Raw genomic sequence first — 17,553 nt, 5'->3', positions numbered from 1 at the left:
GGGTTCATTCGGTTCGGGTGTGAGCGAAGAGGAGGCGCTGGCGGAGCGTGGCGCGGTCCAGGTAGGTGTCGATCTGTGCTGGTGTGGCGCTGCGGGAGAGCGGGTCGAGGCCCAGGACGAGGGCCACCGGGGTTCCTTGGCCGAGTAGGAGGGACCAGGGACGGCCGGTGGGGATGCGTTTGCGGTAGGGGGTGGCGTCGAAGCGCAGGGCTACCTCGGTTGGGGTGATCAGACGCAGGCGTGGCCCGATGTCCGGCGGGGGCGCGGTGGCGGGGCCGAGGCGCAGAGCCTCGGCGACCGCGCGCATGCGTTGCGCGATGACGGCCGGCGTCTCGTAGAAGCTGCGCGGCGGTTGGGGCACGAGAAGGAGGCAGCACAGAGTGGCGCCGGTCGGCGCGGTGTCCAACCACGTGGTGGTGGCTAGGGAGGCGATCAGACCGGCGGACGGCCTGAAGGACTCGGTGCGGGCAGGCGTCAGCATGTGGGCACCGCGCTGTGGTGGAAGGCGGCCCAGACACACTTGCCAGGGCCCTGGCGCTCCATCACGCCCCAGTGGTCGGCGACTGCGGACACCAGCTGCAGGCCGCGGCCGCCGTCGGCGGTGCCCCGTGACTCCCGCTTGGCGGGTGTGCCGTTGCCGCCGTCGTGCACCTCGATGCGCAGCATCGTGGCGTGCAGTTCGACGCGTACGAGGACCTGACCGCCCGCAGGGGCTCCGTGCAGGACGGCGTTGGTGGCGAGCTCGGAGATGCACAGCCGGATGTCGTCAAGGCGTTCGGTCCGGCCCCATTGGGTAAGGGTCATGGCGACGAAGGAGCGGGCGGCGCATGGGGTGGTCCGGCGCCGGTCGAAGAGCATCGTTTCGTGCTCGACGGCGCCGTCGAGGGCTTGGTCCGGTGCGAGGGTGTCCGGCTCGTCGGGCAGTGTGCTGGGCATGGCCAACAGCCAACCGCCGTCGCTCGTTTGGGTCGGGAGCCAGCGTGGGGGCCGTGCAGGGGGCCACTATGGGGGCCAGAGTTCGCATGCTCCGGGGAGAGGGGATGGGCGACACGGGGATCGGCGCGTTGCTCCTCCTGCTGCGCACTGAGCGTGGCTGGACCCAGCAGCGGGTGGCCGACGAGTACAACGCCCTGGAGGGGCGTGCCGCCAAGACCGGTAAGGAGATCGGGCGTTACGAGCGCGAGGCGCGCGTCCCGGTTCCGTACACCCGCAAGTACCTGGCGCAGGTGTTCGGCGTCGATGTCGTGGCACTCGACCGGGCTGTGGCCCTCAGCAAGAGCCTCCGGGGCGAGGAGGACAGCTCCTCCGGGTCCTCGCCGGAGCGGCCAGCGTGGCCTGCCGTGCCTTCACATTCCGGCAAGGGTGCCATATCGGTGGACGCGGTGATGTCAGCCGACTTCGCACGGTTCATCGCGCAGCGCAACGCCGACGAGTTCGTCGTCGAGCAGCTGGAGGCCGATGTCGCAAGGCTCGCCCGCGTCTACGTCAGCCATCCGCTGATGGAGCTGTACATCGAGATCAAGCGGTTGCGGGACGGGGTGTTCGAGCTGCTGCGCGGGCGCCAACATCCCCGGCAGACCGCCGACCTGTATGTTGCCGCCTCACGGTTGTGCGGGCTGTCCGCGCACGTCTGCCTGGACCTGGGCGACTACGACTCGGCTGCCACCCACGCCCGTACCGCCCGGGCGTGTGCCGAGGCGGCCGGGCACGAGGGGATGCTGGCCTGGGTGCGGGCGGTGGAGTCCCTGATCGCCTACTGGACCGGGCGGTACGACCAGGCGGCGCGGCTTGCGCAGGCCGGCCGCCACCACCGGGCTCGCGGCAGTATCGGAGCCCGGCTGGCGAGCCTGGAGGCGCGGGCGCTCGCCATAGCCGGAGACCAGGCGGGCGCGGTGGCCGCCTTGGCGGACGCCGAGCGCTCGCGTGAGGCGATGCCGGGTCACGACGAGGTGCCGGGCATCTTTGCCTTCCCTGCCGCCAAGCAGTTCGCGTACGCCGGGACGAGCCACCTGGCCGTGGGCGGGCGGGAGCACGTCCGGCAAGCCATCGCCAGCGCGGACACCGCAGTCCGGCTCTACCGCAGTGCGGAAGACGACGACCAATCGGTCGGCGACCTGTTCGCCGCCCATGTCGATCTCGCCCGCGGTCACCTCCTCCTCGGCGACTTGGACGGCACCGAGGCGATGCTCGGATTCGTCCTCGAATCCCCGCCCGAGCGCATGTCGGCCAGCATCGTGCGCCGACTCACCGCTCTGGGCCGGGAGCTGGGAGAGCCGCAGTACGGTGGAGCGGCGCAGGCCGCACACCTACGCGAACGACTCCAGCACACGGCCGTCCTCGCGGCCTCACCCGCCGCCCACCCACCGGAGCTGCCGACATGACCGAACTGTCTGCCGCACACGACGCCGCCGTCACCGACCGGGGTCGTCTCGCCGGGAGCGCCTACAACAGCGACCGGGACCTGGCCGCCCGCCAGTCGCTCTACCAGTGGCAGACGCCCCGTCACGACCTGCCCGGCATCGTCGCCGAGCAACTGAGCGGCGTGCGCGGGCGCGTGGTCGATGTCGGCTGCGGCAACGGCAAGTTCATCCAGCGGCTCCGCGATGATCAGCCCGAGCTGGCCCTGCTCGGCCTGGACATCGCCCCCGGCATCCTCGCCGCCGTGCCCGGCCCCGTCGCCGTGGCCGATGCCACCCGCCTACCGCTGGCCACGGCGAGCGTCGACGCCGCCCTGGCGCTGCACATGCTCTACCACGTCCCCCACATCCCTCAGGCGGTCAGGGAGCTGTCCCGCGTCGTCGCCCGTGACGGGCTGGTGATCGCTTCCACCAACAGCGACCGTGACAAGGCCGAACTCGACGACCTGTGGCAGCGTGCCGCAGGCGACGTCCTCGGCACCGGACGCGGCCCGGCCCGTATTTCGCTCAGTGCCCGGTTCTCCCTGGAGAAGGCCCCAGCCTTTCTGGGCGAGGAGTTCGGCCGGGTGGAGACGATCAAGCTGCCCGGCACCATCACGGTCCACGACCCCGATCCGGTCATCGCGCATATGGCCTCCTACCGCGCGTGGGCGGACCAGCACGACGTGCCCTTCGAGGCCACGATCGAGCGGGCCCGAGCGATCCTTGTCGATCACATCGCCCGACACGGGGCCTTCGAGGTCACGTGCCTGGGCGGCATCCTCGTCTGCCGTCGCTGAGAGCAGACTTGGCTATCGCCGTCGGCCGCGTTCCGTAGACCGTTCGCTCACTGTCGTGGGCGTGGACGTGGGCTGTGGTGTGGGCGTGACGAGGGTGGTGCGGGTGCTCCGCTTGCAAGCTGCCTGTGCTCGCCTGTTCGGCTGCACAGTGATGCGCCAGTTGAGGACCTCGACGGGGCGATCGGCGGTGTCGAGTTCTCGCCGCGCGGCGATTTCAGCCAAGAGGCGTCGGGGGTTGTGGCCGGCGGTCTCGGCGCGGGCGAGGGTCGTGGTCAGGGCTGGCCATGCTGGATCGGAGAGGACGCGGTCAGCGTGGTCGGGGAGGACTGCGCGTAGATCCTGCTCGAAGCGGCTGGCGGTTGTGGCGCGCGGTGCGCGCCGCGCGAGATCCGCCAAGACTGGCTGGGCGGCCTGCTGGTAACTGGCCTGCAGGTGGCGGAAGGCTTCTTCGGCCGCTGCGGCCTGCTGCTCGTGACCGCGCTGCTCATGCCACTTGGCGGCGGCGCGTGCCACGTGGAGCGCGGCGAAGATCAGGGCGATGGCGAGTCCGCCCGGCTCGTGTGAGGCGTAGGCGAGTTCTTTGGCGGCTTCCCGTAGGGCGGTGGCGGCCTGGTGGTCGGCCCGGATCGCCGAGCGGCGGGCGCGGTTGAACGCCCTTGCCGCGGCTTGCAGTTCGGCCCGGTGCCCGCCGTTGGTGGTGAGGGCCAGGTTGTGGAGGGTGTCGCCGAAGGCATCCAGGTGGCCCTGGGCCACAGTGTCGTCGCCCGAGTCGAGGACGGCGTGGGCGTCGCGGATGGCGGTTTCGGCGCGGTGCCACGGTTCGGCCGGGTCCGCCATCTGTTGGGGGCGGTCGGCCAGGGGCTGGGTGTGGAGGCGTTCACACAGGCGGTTGTAGGACAGGTCGGGGGCGAGGCTTGAGCCGCCGAACCAGATGGGCTCACCCCGGCTGGTGTCGCCGGGCGCGGCCAGGCTGTAGCCGGTCACCTCGCCGGTCTCGGGGCCGATGCGCGGCCTGACCTGGATGCCAAGGGAGCGCAGCACGGTGAAGTACTCGTCCATGCTGCGTACGGCGGCGGCGACCGCGTACGCCTGCTCGCGCAGCCACTCCCGCGCGGCCTTGTTCTGGCCCTGGCGCTCGGCCTTCGCGCGCTCGGCGCCGGTCGGGGTGCGCGGGGCGGTGAGGTCACCGGACTTCAGGCGGCGCAGTCCGAACTCGGCCTCGATCTTTCGGCATTCGCGCTGTGCCCGCCAGCCATCCCGGTTCGTACGAGGGCGACGGCCGTCGGCTCGGACGGTGGTGGCCATGATGTGGATGTGGTCGTCTGCGTGCCGAACCGCGATCCAGCGGCACGCCTTCTCGTCGCCCTCGGGGGCGATGCAGGTTGCGGCGACGACGCGGCGGGCGACTTCGGCCCACTCGGCGTCGGTTAGGTAGCGGTCGCCGGGCGCGGTGCGCACAGGGCAGTGCCACACATGCTGCGGCGGCTGCTTTCCGCCGAGCTCTCGGGTGCGCAGGTCGACGTGGTGGTCCAGGCGCCGGGCGAGGTGGGTGTAGGTAGCGGTGGGGTCGCGGCCGGGGTCGGGGGCGCCGGCCATGTCCCAGGCGGCCACGATGTGGGGGTCGGTGTGCTCGTCGCGCCGCCCCTGGCCGAAGAGGTAGTTGATCAGGCCGAGCGTGCTGGAGCCGGTGGAGACGTCAGGCACCATGACTGGCCCCTTCCGCCAGGAGCCGGTCCATCAGTGCGTAACTGGCCTGGGCGGCTTGGTCAATGCGGTCGAGGACGGCCTCGGCGCGCTCGGGTATCGCGCCGGAGTGGATGGCTGCCGTGATCTGGTTGAGGTTGGTGCCGATCCGGTTCAGCGCCTTGGTGTGCGCTTCGACGGCCTCCACCAGCGGGCGGACGGGGTCGTCTTCTGGGCTGCCGACCATGCCCGCCTTGCCGAGCGCGACGGCGAGGGCGGCGTCGCCGACGAAGCCGGCGAACTTCTGGTGGCGCCGCCTGGCCTCGGCATCGATGAGGCAGACCGCGGTCGGGGTAAAGCGGATCTTCTTCTCCTGATCGCGTTTCTCGGTGGTGCGCTTGCGGTTCATCCGCGTGGGCAGTGCGGGGGCGTCGGGCTCACGCCACGAGGGCTGCTCAACGGCGGCGGGCGGTTGACGGGCGGACGGCTCGGCGTGTGGGGTGATGGAGTCGGCGACGGGCCGCTCGGCGCTGTCGGCGGTAGACGCGGTGCGGGGCTCGTTCACCCCCTCCTCAGGCTCGGGCGCCCGCTGGCGCCCGGCCCCCTCTCCCTCCGCCACCCCAGGGGCGGGGGCAAGCGCGGACGAAGCCTCTTTAGGGGCTCGTTCGCTCCAGCTTGCTGCTGTTCGTCGGTCCCGGCTGAACCAACCCCAGCGGCGGGAAGAAGAGGGGTTTGTGTCGTTCTCGGTGTGCATGGTGGTGCTCCGGAGGAGAGGGGATCGGGCTGTGTCACGTCCGTCGCATCCGTCGCATGCCTGGTCAGCACAGGTACGGAGACGCGGGCAGGTACGGAGAACACCGTCCCGGCGACAGAGTCCGTCCCCGCGCTGACCTGCGCGGGGACGGATGCGACGAAGTGATACGGACCCCGGTGGATTCAGAGAGCGCGTTTCGGGGCGGCGGGGCCACCGGGCGGGCCGACAGGCAGCGTCCCCGTCGGGGCGGCGGGCAGCCTGCCCTGGGTTACGCGGGCAGGGGAAGCGCCGTGTTCGGGATCGGGTGCCGCCTCGACGAGGTCCGGGCAGTTGCGGGCCCAGGCGTCCAGGAACCGGTTGCGCATGTACGCCTTGGCCTGCCTTCCCTTGTCGAACCGGTAGTTGGCCGGGCTGATGTTGAAGTCCCGCAGCAGGTTGCTCAGGTGGTACGCGTTCAGCCCTTTGGTGCCGTGCTCCGCCCACGGGGCCTCAGCGTCCTGGAGCAGTGCGGCGACCAGATCCTGGGTGGCCAGGGCCTCGGGGTTGTCCGCCTGCGCGAAGATGCGGTGGATGTCGCGCAGGAGCCGCGTCTTCAGGCTGCCCTGCTCGTCCTGGGCCGCCTCGTGGCGGGTCATGGCCAGGCAGGCGGCACGAGCGTGGGCGGGCCACTGGCCGCCGGCCAGGTCAGCGATGATGACCAGCGGCTCCCAGGTGTCCGCGGCCCGGTCCTCCACCGGCATGTGCGGCACCATGCGGGCAGCCTGCCCGCGCAGCGGACCCAGCCAGGCGGTCAGCCGGTCACGCAGCGCGTTGAGTTCCGGCACCGAATACCGGGAGCGGAAAGGGGTGACCTTCTCGCCCGGCTTGCGCTTCTGCATCCGCAGCACGACTGCCCGGTCCATGACCGTATCCGGCAGGTCGCCGATCCCCGCGATGGCAGCCATGGCGAAGGTGGGGAACGGGGTCGGTTTGTGATCCGGGCCGGAGATCCGCCACGCGGGCCGGTTGCGCTGGTGCCCGGCATTCAGCAGGCCGCGCAGGATCTCACTGTCACCGCTCGCTTTGGGGCCGAAGATGGTGTCCGCCTCGTCCACCAGCAGGGTGGGCGGGTTCTTGCCGATGACCCGGAAGATGACCGCCGGGGAGGTGTTCACCGTCATCATCGGCTGGTGCACGGTCTCGTGGAGCACGTCCAGAACCCGGGACTTGCCGCACCCCTTCGTCGGGCTCACCACCGCCAGACGCGGCGCGTGCTGCAGGGCCGTCTGGATGTGTGTGGCCGCCACCCACAGGGTGACCGCGGTCAGCGCCTCCTCGCTGGGCAGCACCACGTACTTGCCGATCGCTGCCCGCAACTCGTCCAGCAGCGCGATCCCGTCAGCAGTTACCTGCGCCCTCGCGCCTTCATGGCCTCCGGTGCCTGCCTCGCCATCAGCGGCCGTGATCTTGTGCTGCTCGGTCCCCTCGACGGGAGCGTCGGTCCCCGACGATAGGCGCGAGCCGTTTTCCCGGTCCCCATTGCGGTCCCCTGGTGTAACTCCGGCGTCTTGGGGACCGGTCCCCGTTGTCACGCTGCTGGCCTGCACGTTTCCAGTGAATGTGGATATCGGGACCGCGGCATGCGGCGTCAGGGGACCGGATGCGTCGCGGGGACGGTCCCCTGACACCGCATCAGCGGAGTGCTGGTCCCCGCGGCTCCAGGGGATGCCCTCGCCGGGGACCGCTGTTGTGGGCCAGGCGCCGGGGGACGCGTTCGTGGTGGTAGGGGACGCAGAGTCCTCCATAGACGTTCCTCTCCGGTGAGGGGCAGGACGGGCAAGGTCCCGCCCCTCACCAGCTTGTTCGTTCAGGGATGGGCGATCGGCAGGGGAATCTCCGGCCCTCGGCGTTGGCGCGCCGAGGGCCGTTGCTGTGTCCGGCGCCTACGGCTCAGGAGGCCAGACCCCACTCGTCGCGGCCGTCGATCAGCGCCCGCTCGTACCGCAGCAGTTCGGCTTCGGGGTACAGCACCCGCTTGCCGATCTTGATGCCGCGAGGGCCCTTTTCGATCTGGCGCCAGTAGCAGACGGTGCTCTCCGCTGTGCGGTAGCGCTCGGCGACCTCGGCGGTGGTCAGATATCGCATGCATTCCCAATCGACTAGGTGGCAATCCGGTCTGCATAGGTTGTACCCGACGATCGACGGTTAGCCAAATCGGCAAGTACGTGTTTCAATTAGGAAAGCGACGATCAAGATGGAGGTCCGATGGCAGGCGACAAGGTCGACGGTGGTGAGGTGCCGCTGCTCTACAGCGAGGGCAACATCGCCGCCCGGGTGGCGCTGGAGCGCGAGGTCAGGGGATGGAGCACGATCGAGCTGGCGGACCGTGTGTCCAAGGCCGGCGTCAAGATGAACCAAACCGCGGTCTGGCGCATCGAGAACGGCACCCCACGCCGCCGTATCAACGTCGACGAAGCCCTCGCCTTCGCCCGCGTCTTCGAGCTGCCCCTCGAAGAGCTGATGTCCCCGCCTCTGGAAGGGCTGGACCTCGACAGCAGACGGCTCGTCCAGGAAGCCGTCGAGGCGTACTACGAGACACGCGATGCCGAGGACCGCCTGCACCACGCCGTCGTTGGCATCGCCGAGTACATCCAGGCCCACCCGGACAGCTCACGGGCCATCCACGAACAGTGCCTTCGCCTCATGGGCGACGAGCGCGACGCCCGCACCCTCACCGAGCACATCGAGGGCGGCGGCTACCACCGATAACCAACCCAAGGGAGAAGCCACTTGGCGAACATCCAGAAGCGTCCCAACGGCAAATGGCGGGCCCGCTACCGAGATCTCGACGGCAATGAGCACGCCCGCCACTTCGACCGGAAGCTCGACGCCCAGCGCTGGCTCGACGAGGTCACGGCCAGCATCGTCACGGGCCAGTACGTCGACCCGCAGGCCGGACGGATCACGTTCGAGAAGTACGCGAAGAAGTGGGAGGAGTCGCTCATCGCGAGCGAGGCGGGTGAGCGGATCACCGACAACGCGCTCCGGCTCCACCTCGTCCCGGCGCTCGGCGCCCGCGCCATGGCGGCGATACGCCGCAACGACCTCCAGGTGCTCTTCAAGAACCTGTCGGAGCTGCTCGGGCCTGGCAGCGTGCGCAACGTCTACGACGTCCTCGTACGCCTCATGACCGCGGCCGTCGAGGACAAGGTCATTGCCTCCAGCCCGTGCCGCCGGATCACCCTCCCGCCCATGCCGGACGAGGAGGTCACCCCGCCCACGGTCGCGCAAGTCGAGGCCATGGCCCGCGTGATGCCGCCGTACATCCGCGCGGCGATCGTCACGCTCGCCGGATCAGGCTTGCGAATAGGCGAGTTGCTCGGCCTCAAGGTGTCGGACGTCGACTTCAAGGCCGGCACTATTCGCGTCGAGCGCCAGCGCCTTCAGTCCGGGAAGATCGGGCCGCCGAAGACCGCAAAGTCCCGGCGTACTGTCCCGGTCGGTGAGGTCGTCACTGACGCGCTCCTCACGCACCTCGCCGCACGCCCCTCCAAGGAGTGGCTGTTCACGATGGAGGAGGGCGAACCCCTCAACTACCGTCGCTGGAAGACCGAATGGAACTGCGCTCGCAAGGCGCTCCAAGCCGCGGAGAACGAGGCGGCCGAGCGCGAGGGCCGCAAACCCGTCGAGCTGCCGCACATGGTGACGCACGACCTGCGGCACTTCTACGCCTCCGCGCTCATCGCGGGTGGGGCAAGCGTCAAGCAGGTCCAACTCGTCCTCGGCCACGCGTCCGCCGTCATCACGCTGCGGATCTACGCCCACCTGTGGCCGGGCGAAGAAGACCGCACCCGGACCGTTATGGACGCCGTGCTTGGCGGCCTGCGGACCGGGTGCGGACAGGGAGACACTGCAAGCAAGGAAATTGCAGGTCAAAGGACTTGAGGCAAGATCAAGCCTTCTTGGTCTCCCAGAAGATCTTGTCGATCTGGGCGATGTAGTCCAGAGCCTTCTGGCCCGTCGCCGGGTCCGTCGACGCCTTGGCGGCCGAGAGGGCCTTCAGGGTGTCGTTGACCAGCTGGTTCAGCTCGGGGTACTTCTCGAAGTGCGGGGGCTTGAAGTAGTCGCTCCAGAGCACCGACACGTGGTGCTTGGCGAGCTCGGCGCGCTGCTCCTTGATGAGGGTGGCGCGCATCTGGAAGTGCGGATCGTCGTTGGCGGCCATCTTTTCCTGGACGGCCTTCACCGACTCCGCCTCGATGCGGGCCTGGGCCGGGTCGTACACACCGCAGGGCAGGTCGCAGTGCGCGCTGACCTTGACCTTGGGGGCAAACAGGCGGGAGAGCATGGAGCTGTCCTTCCTCGTGATCGTCTTCTCAGGTGGGACATTACTCCGTAGGAGACGACTTTTCGCGAGTGCCCCCATGGGCTTAGGTCAAAAGTCCAGGGTGAAACTGGGACTGGTGGAGGATAGGACCGGGGAGGTGCCGGGGATGCCGGAGCTGTCGCAGGAGACCGAGCGGGGGAGGGTCCTGCTGCCGTTCGGGGCGGCGGAGGTGACGGGGCCGTCGATGGTGCCCACGCTGCGGCACGGGGATCGGCTCGTCGTGCAGTGGGGGGCGCGGGTCAGGCCCGGTGACGTCGTCGTCCTGCGTCATCCGTTCCAGCAGGATCTGCTGGTCGTCAAGCGGATCGCGGAGCGGCGGGAGGCGGGCTGGTGGGTGCTCGGCGACAACGCGTTCGCCGGGGGCGACAGCACTGATTACGGCACCGTTCCCGAGGAGCTCGTCCTCGGGAAGGTGCGGTTTCGGTGCCGGCCCCTGAAGGACGGTCAGCGGTCGCCGCTCGCGGTGGTGCGGTGGGTGCTGGGGGCTGCCAGGCCCGTGCTGTCCGACCGGTCCGCCTCCAAGCGCTTGCGGGCGCGGTAGGCCGCCACGTTGGCGCGGGTCGCGCAGCGGTCCGAGCAGTAGCGCCGGGAGCGGTTCGTCGAGGTGTCCAGGTAGGCGTTGCGGCAGGGTGCTGCCTGGCACAGGCCCAGCCGGTCGACGCCGTACTCGGTGAGGTGGAAGGCGAGGCCCATCGCGGCGATCGCCGCGTAGCCCGCCGTCGCGTTCGACGGGTGGTCGGCCAGGTGCATGTGCCACAGGGGGCGCCCGTCGTCGTCCCGGACGTCGTGGCCGGAGATCTGCGGGCTCACCGGGAACTCCAGCAGGAGTGAGTTCAGCAGGTCCACGGCGAGGGTTTCGTCGTCGCCGTCCGCCGCCTCGAAGACAGCGCGCAGCCGGGCCCGTACGGAGCGGAAGCGGGTGACGTCCGCGTCCGTGGCGCGGCGGGCCGCCGAGGCGTTGCCCCCGAAGAGGTCGCGGACGGCCTCGACCGAGGTCAGTGAGTCCTTGCCCCGGGCCGGTTCCTCGCTGTTGACGAGACGGACAGCGTAATCCGAGTAATAGGCCAGTTCCACTTGTAGTCCTTACGAGGGCGCTCTATCGTCGTGCCTGCGGTCAGGTAACAGCTGATTGCACTTACAGGGTATTACGTGGACGAGGGGAGAAGGGGCTTCCATGGACATCGCCACCGGAACCGACTGGCGCGCCTGGCAGGAGAGCTGGGACCGGCAGCAGGAGTGGTACATGCCGGACCGCGAGGAACGCTTCCGCGTGATGCTCGACATGGTCGAGGCCGTTGTCGGGCCGGAGCCGCGCGTCCTCGACCTCGCCTGCGGCACCGGCACCATCACGGCGCGGCTGCTCGCCCGCTTCCCCAAGGCCACCAGCACCGGCGTCGACCGCGACCCCGCACTGCTCACCATCGCCGAGGGCACCTTCGCGGGCGACGACCGGGTCACCTTCGTCACGGACGACCTCAAGGACCCCGCGTGGCCCACGCGGCTGCCGTACGACTCCTACGACGCCGTCCTCACGGCCACGGCCCTGCACTGGCTGCACATCGAACCCCTCGCGGCCCTCTACGGTCAGATCGCGGAACTCGTCCGCGACGGCGGTGTCTTCATGAACGCCGACCACATGATCGACGAGACGACGCCCAGGATCAACGCGGCGGAGCGCGCCCAGCGGCACGCCCGTATGGAACAGGCCAAGAAGGACGGCGCACTCGCCTGGACCGAATGGTGGGAGCTGGCCGCGAGCGACCCCGTCCTCGCCGAGCCCACCGCCCGCCGCTTCGAGATCTACGGCGACCACGCCGACGGCGAGACCCCCTCCGCCGAGTGGCACGCGCGCGTACTGCGCGAGAAGGGCTTCGGGGAGGCCCGGCCCGTGTGGCGCTCGCCCTCGGACGCGCTGGTCCTCGCGGTCAAGTAGGGCTCCGCACCGGCGAGCAGGAGGCGGTACGAAAGTTCGTACCGCCTCCTCTGCATCCCATGAGGCACCCCACCGCACTGGTACGGGTGAGACGGTCCGTACCCGGTGGACCGGGGAAAGGGGGAGGGATGACGCGGGGCGCGGAAGCGGCTCTGCACGCCTTCGTCGAGGGCAGGCGCACGGCACTGTTCCGCAGTGCCTACCTGTTGTGCGGCAACCGCGACGAGGCGGAGGACCTCGTCCAGACGACGCTGGTGAAGGTCGTCCTCGGCGCGCGGAGGCACGGGCGGCTGGAGAACCTCGAGGCCTATGCGCGCAGGACGCTCGTCAACACCTTCATCTCGGCCCGCCGCAGATTCTGGCGGCGCGAGCAGGCGTAGGGCGAACTGCCGGACGTGCCGGGGCAGTCGGTGGACAGCGACACCGGGCTGATGGTGCGGGCCGCTCTCGCGGAACTCGCGCCCAGACAGCGGGCGGTGCTGGTGCTGCGGTTCTGGGAGGACCTCAGCGTGGCCGCCACCGCCGAGCTGCTCGGGATGCGGGAGAGCACGGTCAAGAGCCACACGGCCAGGGGACTCGCGGCGTTGAGGGCCGCGGTGCGGGAGGAACACGTATGAGTGAGGAAGAAGTGCGGGTACGAGAGCTGCTGGGGAGGGCCGTCGACACCGTGCCGGTGCCGGTGAGCCGGGGCGGCGAGGCCGTCTTCGCGCGGGCGTCCCGGCTGCGGTGGCGCCGGCGCGCCGTGGCGACGGGCGTGGTTGCGGCGACGGTCGCGTCCGGGGTCGTCCTCGGGGCGGGCGTGCTGCGCTGACCCGGGCGCAGCTGCGCGAACTGGCCGTCAGGCCACAGCTGTTGCCGTAGTCCGCGGACACGAAGGAGGGGCGGTACGAGGATCCCGTACCGCCCCCCTTTTCGTCGGGCTACAGCACCTTCGACAGGAACGACTTCGTCCGCTCGTGCTGCGGATCCGTCAGGACGTCACGGGGGTGGCCCTTCTCGACCACCACACCGCCGTCCATGAAGACCAGCGAGTCGCCCACCTCGCGGGCGAAGCCCATCTCGTGCGTGACGACGACCATCGTCATACCGGACTCGGCGAGGTCGCGCATGACGTCGAGGACGTCACCGACCAGCTCCGGGTCGAGCGCCGAGGTCGGCTCGTCGAAGAGCATCAGCTTCGGGTCCATCGCCAGCGCGCGGGCGATCGCCACGCGCTGCTGCTGGCCGCCGGAGAGCTGCGAGGGGTAGTTGCCCGCTTTGTCGGACAGGCCGACCCGGTCGAGGAGCTCCATCGCACGGTGGTGCGCGTCAGCCTTCTTCGCACCCTTCACCTGGATGGGGGCCTCCATGACGTTCTCGACGGCCGTCATGTGCGGGAACAGGTTGAAGCGCTGGAAGACCATGCCGATGTCCCGGCGCTTCAGGGCGACTTCGCTGTCCTTGAGCTCGTACAGCTTGTCGCCCTTCTGGCGATAGCCGACCAGGTCACCGTCGACGTACAGGCGGCCGGCGTTGATCTTCTCCAGGTGGTTGATGCACCGGAGGAAGGTCGACTTGCCGGAGCCGGACGGGCCGATGAGGCAGAAGACCTCGCCGGACTGCACTTCCAGGTCGATGCCCTTGAGAACCTCGACCAGTCCGAAGGACTTGTGGACGCCCTCGGCCTTCACCATGGCGGTCATCACACGGCTCCCCTCGGGCTGCCCTTCGAGAACAGGTTCGCCTGGATCTTCTGGAAGACCGTCGGCGGCAGGCTGCGGCTGGAACCACGTGCGTAATGGCGCTCCAGGTAGTACTGGAAGACGCTGAACACGCTGGTCATCACCAGGTACCAGATGGAGGCCACGAAGAGCATCTCCATCACGGCGTACGACGTGGAGCCGATCGCCGACGTCGAGCGCAGCAGCTCGTTGTACGTCACCGCGTACACCAGCGACGAGGTCTTCAACATGTTGATGAACTCGTTGCCGGTCGGCGGCACGATGACGCGCATCGCCTGCGGGATCACGATCCGGCGCAGGGTCTTGGTGTGCGTCATGCCCAGCGCGTGCGAGGCCTCCGTCTGGCCCTCGTCGACGGCCAGCAGGCCGGCGCGGCAGATCTCCGCCATGTACGCGGCCTCGTTCAGGCCCAGGCCCAGCAGGGCGCACATGAACGGGGTCATCACGTCCGTCATCTCGTCCTTGTAGATCGGACCGAGGTTGAGGACGGGGAAGATCAGCGCCAGGTTGAACCAGAGCAGCAGCTGGACGTAGACCGGGGTGCCGCGGAAGAACCAGATGTACAGCCAGGCGACGCTGCTGGTCACCGGGTTCTTCGACAGGCGCATCACCGCCAGGATGACGCCCAGCACCACGCCCATGACCATGGCGAGCACGCTGATCAGCAGCGTACGGCCCGCGCCCTTGACGACACTGGCCTCGAAGAGCTGGTCGCCGACCGTGCTCCACTGGATGTCGCCCTGCGAGAACGCGTAGGCGAGCCCCGCGAGGAGCGCGAGGACGACGACACCGCTGACCCACCGGCCGTAGTGGCGGACGGGGATCGCCTTGATGGCCTCCGGGCCGCCCGTGGGCACCGACGCCTTGGAGAGCGTCGTGCCGGAGGGTGGAGTGTCCTCGGGGGACTTGTCTGACTTATTGAGCTTGTCAGTCACGTGACTGCCCTTCAGTGGTGCGCTTCGCTCACTTGCCGCCGTTGATCGCGGCCTTGTCGATCGCGCCCGACTGCGCGCCCCACTTGTCCAGGACCTTCTGGTACGAGCCGTCCTTGATGATCGCGTCGACGGCTTCCTTCAGGACATCGCGGAGCTCGGTGTTCTTCTTGCTCAGCACGATGCCGAACGGGCCCGCGTCGTACTGCTCGCCGACCACCTCGAAGGCGTTGCCGCCGTCGGCCTTGCGGGACAGGTCCAGCGCCACCGGGTAGTCGTTGACGCCGGCCGCCGCGCCGCCGGACTTCACCCGGGTCTGCGCCTCGGTGTCGTTCTCGAAGGACTCGATGTCGATGGCCTTCTTCTTGGCGTCCGTGCACTTCTTGGACTGGTCCTTGAGGGCCGTCTCGTACGTAGTGCCCCGCTGCACGGCGGCGGTCTTGCCGCAGAGGTCCTCGATGCCCTTGACGCCCTCCGGGTTGCCCTTCTTGACGTAGATGGCCGTGCCCGCGACGAAGTAGTCGACGAAGTCGACGCCCTCGCCGAGCTTCTTGCCCTTGTCGTCCAGGCCCTCCTGGCGCTGCTTGTTGTCCGTGATGGAGGACATCGCGATGTCGTAGCGGCCGGAGTTGACGGCGGTGATCAGGCCGTCGAAGGAGCCGGAGGTGAACGTGAACTTCACGCCGAGCTGCTTGCCGAGCGCCTCGGCCAGGTCCGGGTCGACGCCGACGATCTTGCCGTTCTCCACCGACTCCATCGGGGCGTACTCGGCGTTCGTGCCGACCTTGATCTCGCCCGCGTCCTGGATCTTCTTGGGCAGCTTGGAGAACAGCGGGGCGGTGTTGGCCTTCGCCGACTCGGTGGAGCTGCCGCCTCCGCCTTCGGTCTGGTCACCGCAGCCAGTGAGGATCAGGGCGCCGGCGACCGCGATCGCACCGACCGCTGCTATCCGGGACTTCGCGGCGGTCGTACGACGGGTGGAGCTTGCGGTCATGGTGGGTTCCTCCGGCGGATGAGGGAGTAGCCGATAGGTCGACGAGAACACACGGCTTCGGGTGTCGCGACCTTGTGTGATGACGGCATCTTGCCATTCGGACTCGGGCAGCAAGGGTCCTTGCTATGTCAAAATCGGATAACGGGTGACCCCCGACCACCGCTGCCCGGTCCAGCAAGGCCGGTTCTTCTGCGGGAATCCCCCTCCGCGGCCGGAAAATCTTCGGCGCATCTCACGATGCGAGCGGCCGTGCTCCGCACTCGCGGCGTCATGCGGGCAAGTTGTGGACTTGTCCACACAATCGGTTATGAGTCATGTCACCGGGGTGTGATCTTCGCGCTATGGACTCGTCCGTGACGCCGTCCGTCAGGTAAGAAGGTTCTTTACACCCCTCATCGGGGGCTCAGGGCGCGTGTGCGGCGCGCCCGTCGCACAAACGCCCGTACGCAACCACGGCGGCTGGGCTTGCGCGGTGCCCGCCCACCCCTCAACCAGGAGTGGTCACCCTCAACCAATGAAGACTTAAGGGGTAAAACAAAGTGGCAGCGGAGATCGTCAATCCTCGCAGCGACAGCGGTACGGATCAGGAAGGCGGGGCCGAGCCCCTCGATTCCTTCGACCCGGCCTTCGCGCTGCACCGTGGCGGGAAGATGGCCGTGCAGGCCACCGTGCCGGTCCGTGACAGGGACGACCTGTCCCTGGCGTACACGCCCGGCGTCGCGAAGGTGTGCAGCGCCATCGCGGAGCAGCCGGAACTCGTCCACGACTACACGTGGAAGTCGTCCGTGGTCGCGGTGGTGACCGACGGAACGGCCGTGCTCGGGCTCGGTGACATCGGTCCCGAGGCATCCCTCCCCGTGATGGAGGGCAAGGCCATCCTCTTCAAGCAGTTCGGCGGGGTCGACGCGGTGCCGATCGCGCTCGACTGCACCGGCGTCGACGAGATCGTCGAGACGGTGGCCCGCCTTGCGCCCTCGTTCGGGGGCGTGAACCTCGAGGACATCTCGGCACCCCGGTGCTTCGAGATCGAGCGGAAGCTCCAGGAGCGGCTGGACATTCCCGTCTTCCACGACGACCAGCACGGCACCGCGGTCGTCACCCTCGCGGCCCTGCGGAACGCCGCCAAGCTGACCGGGCGGTCGCTGGGCGACCTGCGCGCGGTCATCTCCGGCGCGGGTGCGGCCGGGGTCGCCATCGCCAAGTTCCTGCTGGAGGCGGGGCTCGGGGATGTCGCCGTCACGGACCGCAAGGGTGTCGTGTCCAAGGACCGCGAGGACCTGACGGACGTCAAGCGGGAGCTCGCCGAGATCACCAACAAGGCGGGGCTGACGGGGTCGCTGGAGTCCGCGCTCGCGGGCGCCGACGTCTTCATCGGCGTCTCCGGCGGTACGGTGCCGGAGCCGGCGGTGGCTTCCATGGCGGAGGGTGCCTTCGTCTTCGCCATGGCCAACCCGAACCCCGAGGTGCATCCCGACATCGCCCACAAGTACGCGGCCGTCGTCGCGACCGGGCGGTCGGACTTCCCGAACCAGATCAACAACGTGCTGGCGTTCCCGGGGATCTTCGCGGGGGCGTTGCAGGTGCGGGCGTCCCGGATCACCGAGGGGATGAAGATCGCGGCTGCGGAGGCGTTGGCCGCGGTGGTCGGGGACGACCTTGCCGCGGACTACGTGATTCCCTCGCCCTTCGACGAGCGGGTGGCTCCGGCGGTGACCGCGGCGGTGGCCGCGGCCGCTCGGACCGAGGGGGTTGCCCGCCGCTGACGCGGCGTGGTTCGGTCCCGCTGGGTTGTGCTGCCCGGCGGGGCCATTTTTTCGCCCCCCGCCCCTACCCGTCCCGTACCTGGGCCCGCGGCGGAGCCGCTGATCGATGCAGCGCCCCGGACCCCGCTCCTCAAACGCCGGAGGGGCTGAGTTATTGCCGGCGGGCAACGGCGGGACGCGTGTCACACGAGGACGTGGTTCCCCCGGTCGG

19 protein-coding genes and 1 pseudogene are annotated in these 17,553 nt (G+C 69.3%); 9 read left to right on the top strand and 11 right to left on the bottom strand.

Going from position 1 to position 17,553, the window contains the following annotated elements:
* Positions 1–4: 4 nt before the first annotated feature.
* Both C4B68_RS13170 and C4B68_RS13165 read right to left on the bottom strand, forming a co-directional pair.
* Entirely contained in the window at positions 5–481 is a 477-nt protein-coding gene (locus tag C4B68_RS13170; RefSeq protein WP_099499833.1) for a hypothetical protein, read from the bottom strand.
* Positions 475–936: an ATP-binding protein gene (locus tag C4B68_RS13165; RefSeq protein WP_099499834.1), complete on the bottom strand. Its 462-nt coding sequence runs from the start codon at positions 934–936 to the stop codon at positions 475–477. Before C4B68_RS13165 ends, C4B68_RS13170 begins: the two co-directional genes overlap by 7 nt.
* A gap of 104 nt (positions 937–1,040) precedes the next feature.
* On the opposite strand from C4B68_RS13165, the gene C4B68_RS13160 reads away from it, so the two are divergent.
* Together C4B68_RS13160 and C4B68_RS13155 are read left to right on the top strand one after the other, a co-directional pair.
* Complete coding sequence (locus C4B68_RS13160; protein WP_099499835.1) at positions 1,041–2,381, top strand: NsdA family TPR-like regulatory protein; 1,341 nt, start codon at positions 1,041–1,043, stop codon at positions 2,379–2,381.
* Positions 2,378–3,196, top strand: coding sequence for a class I SAM-dependent methyltransferase (locus tag C4B68_RS13155; protein ID WP_099499836.1), 819 nt, complete (start codon positions 2,378–2,380; stop codon positions 3,194–3,196). The genes C4B68_RS13160 and C4B68_RS13155 overlap by 4 nt, the downstream gene beginning before the upstream one ends.
* A gap of 12 nt (positions 3,197–3,208) precedes the next feature.
* Here the strand turns inward: C4B68_RS13155 and C4B68_RS13150 are convergent, their stop codons facing one another.
* The 4 genes from C4B68_RS13150 to C4B68_RS13135 all read right to left on the bottom strand — a co-directional run bounded on the left by C4B68_RS13150 (position 3,209) and on the right by C4B68_RS13135 (position 7,757).
* The gene (locus C4B68_RS13150) at positions 3,209–4,903 is read right to left on the bottom strand and encodes a relaxase/mobilization nuclease domain-containing protein (RefSeq protein WP_099499837.1); all 1,695 of its coding nucleotides are present in this window, start codon (positions 4,901–4,903) and stop codon (positions 3,209–3,211) included.
* Positions 4,893–5,498 carry a MobC domain-containing protein gene (locus C4B68_RS13145; RefSeq protein ID WP_099499838.1) on the bottom strand — a complete coding sequence of 202 codons (606 nt, stop codon included), beginning with the start codon at positions 5,496–5,498 and terminating at the stop codon, positions 4,893–4,895. Before C4B68_RS13145 ends, C4B68_RS13150 begins: the two co-directional genes overlap by 11 nt.
* 317 nt (positions 5,499–5,815) lie before the next feature.
* Positions 5,816–6,988 carry a DUF3631 domain-containing protein gene (locus tag C4B68_RS13140; RefSeq protein ID WP_099499839.1) on the bottom strand — a complete coding sequence of 391 codons (1,173 nt, stop codon included), beginning with the start codon at positions 6,986–6,988 and terminating at the stop codon, positions 5,816–5,818.
* Positions 6,989–7,562: 574 nt separating this feature from the next.
* Positions 7,563–7,757, bottom strand: a complete 195-nt coding sequence (locus tag C4B68_RS13135; protein ID WP_099499840.1) for a helix-turn-helix transcriptional regulator — start codon at positions 7,755–7,757, stop codon at positions 7,563–7,565.
* A 120-nt stretch (positions 7,758–7,877) separates the two neighbouring features.
* Between C4B68_RS13135 and C4B68_RS13130 the strand changes: the two genes are divergently transcribed.
* Together C4B68_RS13130 and C4B68_RS13125 are read left to right on the top strand one after the other, a co-directional pair.
* Entirely contained in the window at positions 7,878–8,381 is a 504-nt protein-coding gene (locus C4B68_RS13130; protein ID WP_099499841.1) for a helix-turn-helix domain-containing protein, read from the top strand.
* 21 nt (positions 8,382–8,402) lie between these two features.
* A complete protein-coding gene (locus C4B68_RS13125) occupies positions 8,403–9,557 on the top strand; it encodes a tyrosine-type recombinase/integrase (protein WP_099499842.1) in 1,155 nt (384 codons plus the stop codon).
* 7 nt (positions 9,558–9,564) lie between these two features.
* Here C4B68_RS13125 and sodN read toward each other — a convergent pair whose 3' ends face one another.
* Positions 9,565–9,960, bottom strand: coding sequence for a superoxide dismutase, Ni (gene sodN / locus C4B68_RS13120; RefSeq protein ID WP_099499843.1), 396 nt, complete (start codon positions 9,958–9,960; stop codon positions 9,565–9,567).
* Positions 9,961–10,105: 145 nt separating this feature from the next.
* Between sodN and sodX the strand changes: the two genes are divergently transcribed.
* Positions 10,106–10,540: a nickel-type superoxide dismutase maturation protease gene (sodX, locus tag C4B68_RS13115; protein WP_099500024.1), complete on the top strand. Its 435-nt coding sequence runs from the start codon at positions 10,106–10,108 to the stop codon at positions 10,538–10,540.
* Here the strand turns inward: sodX and C4B68_RS13110 are convergent.
* Positions 10,444–11,073, bottom strand: coding sequence for a CGNR zinc finger domain-containing protein (locus tag C4B68_RS13110; RefSeq protein ID WP_099499844.1), 630 nt, complete (start codon positions 11,071–11,073; stop codon positions 10,444–10,446). The genes sodX and C4B68_RS13110 overlap by 97 nt on opposite strands.
* Positions 11,074–11,173: 100 nt before the next feature.
* Between C4B68_RS13110 and C4B68_RS13105 the strand changes: the two genes are divergently transcribed.
* From C4B68_RS13105 to C4B68_RS13095, 3 genes and pseudogenes are all read left to right on the top strand, one after another.
* The gene (locus C4B68_RS13105; RefSeq protein ID WP_099499845.1) at positions 11,174–11,932 is read left to right on the top strand and encodes a class I SAM-dependent methyltransferase; all 759 of its coding nucleotides are present in this window, start codon (positions 11,174–11,176) and stop codon (positions 11,930–11,932) included.
* Between the two features lie 128 nt (positions 11,933–12,060).
* A pseudogene (locus tag C4B68_RS13100) lies at positions 12,061–12,549 on the top strand (SigE family RNA polymerase sigma factor).
* Positions 12,546–12,743 carry a hypothetical protein gene (locus tag C4B68_RS13095; RefSeq protein ID WP_099499846.1) on the top strand — a complete coding sequence of 66 codons (198 nt, stop codon included), beginning with the start codon at positions 12,546–12,548 and terminating at the stop codon, positions 12,741–12,743. Before C4B68_RS13100 ends, C4B68_RS13095 begins: the two are co-directional and overlap by 4 nt.
* Before the next feature lie 109 nt (positions 12,744–12,852).
* Here C4B68_RS13095 and C4B68_RS13090 read toward each other — a convergent pair whose 3' ends face one another.
* Genes C4B68_RS13090 through C4B68_RS13080 form a run of 3 tightly spaced genes read right to left on the bottom strand, consistent with a single transcriptional unit; the run spans position 12,853 to position 15,579 of the window.
* Positions 12,853–13,614, bottom strand: coding sequence for an amino acid ABC transporter ATP-binding protein (locus tag C4B68_RS13090; RefSeq protein ID WP_099499847.1), 762 nt, complete (start codon positions 13,612–13,614; stop codon positions 12,853–12,855).
* Complete coding sequence (locus C4B68_RS13085; protein ID WP_099499848.1) at positions 13,614–14,588, bottom strand: amino acid ABC transporter permease; 975 nt, start codon at positions 14,586–14,588, stop codon at positions 13,614–13,616. Before C4B68_RS13085 ends, C4B68_RS13090 begins: the two co-directional genes overlap by 1 nt.
* A 28-nt stretch (positions 14,589–14,616) precedes the next feature.
* Entirely contained in the window at positions 14,617–15,579 is a 963-nt protein-coding gene (locus C4B68_RS13080; protein WP_099499849.1) for an ABC transporter substrate-binding protein, read from the bottom strand.
* A 539-nt stretch (positions 15,580–16,118) separates the two neighbouring features.
* Between C4B68_RS13080 and C4B68_RS13070 the strand changes: the two genes are divergently transcribed.
* Positions 16,119–17,342: an NAD(P)-dependent malic enzyme gene (locus C4B68_RS13070; protein WP_099499850.1), complete on the top strand. Its 1,224-nt coding sequence runs from the start codon at positions 16,119–16,121 to the stop codon at positions 17,340–17,342.
* Positions 17,343–17,553 lie beyond the last annotated feature (211 nt).

This window comes from Streptomyces dengpaensis (assembly GCF_002946835.1).
GTDB lineage: Bacteria > Actinomycetota > Actinomycetes > Streptomycetales > Streptomycetaceae > Streptomyces > Streptomyces dengpaensis.
This window is presented reverse-complemented; position numbering and strand designations above follow the sequence as displayed.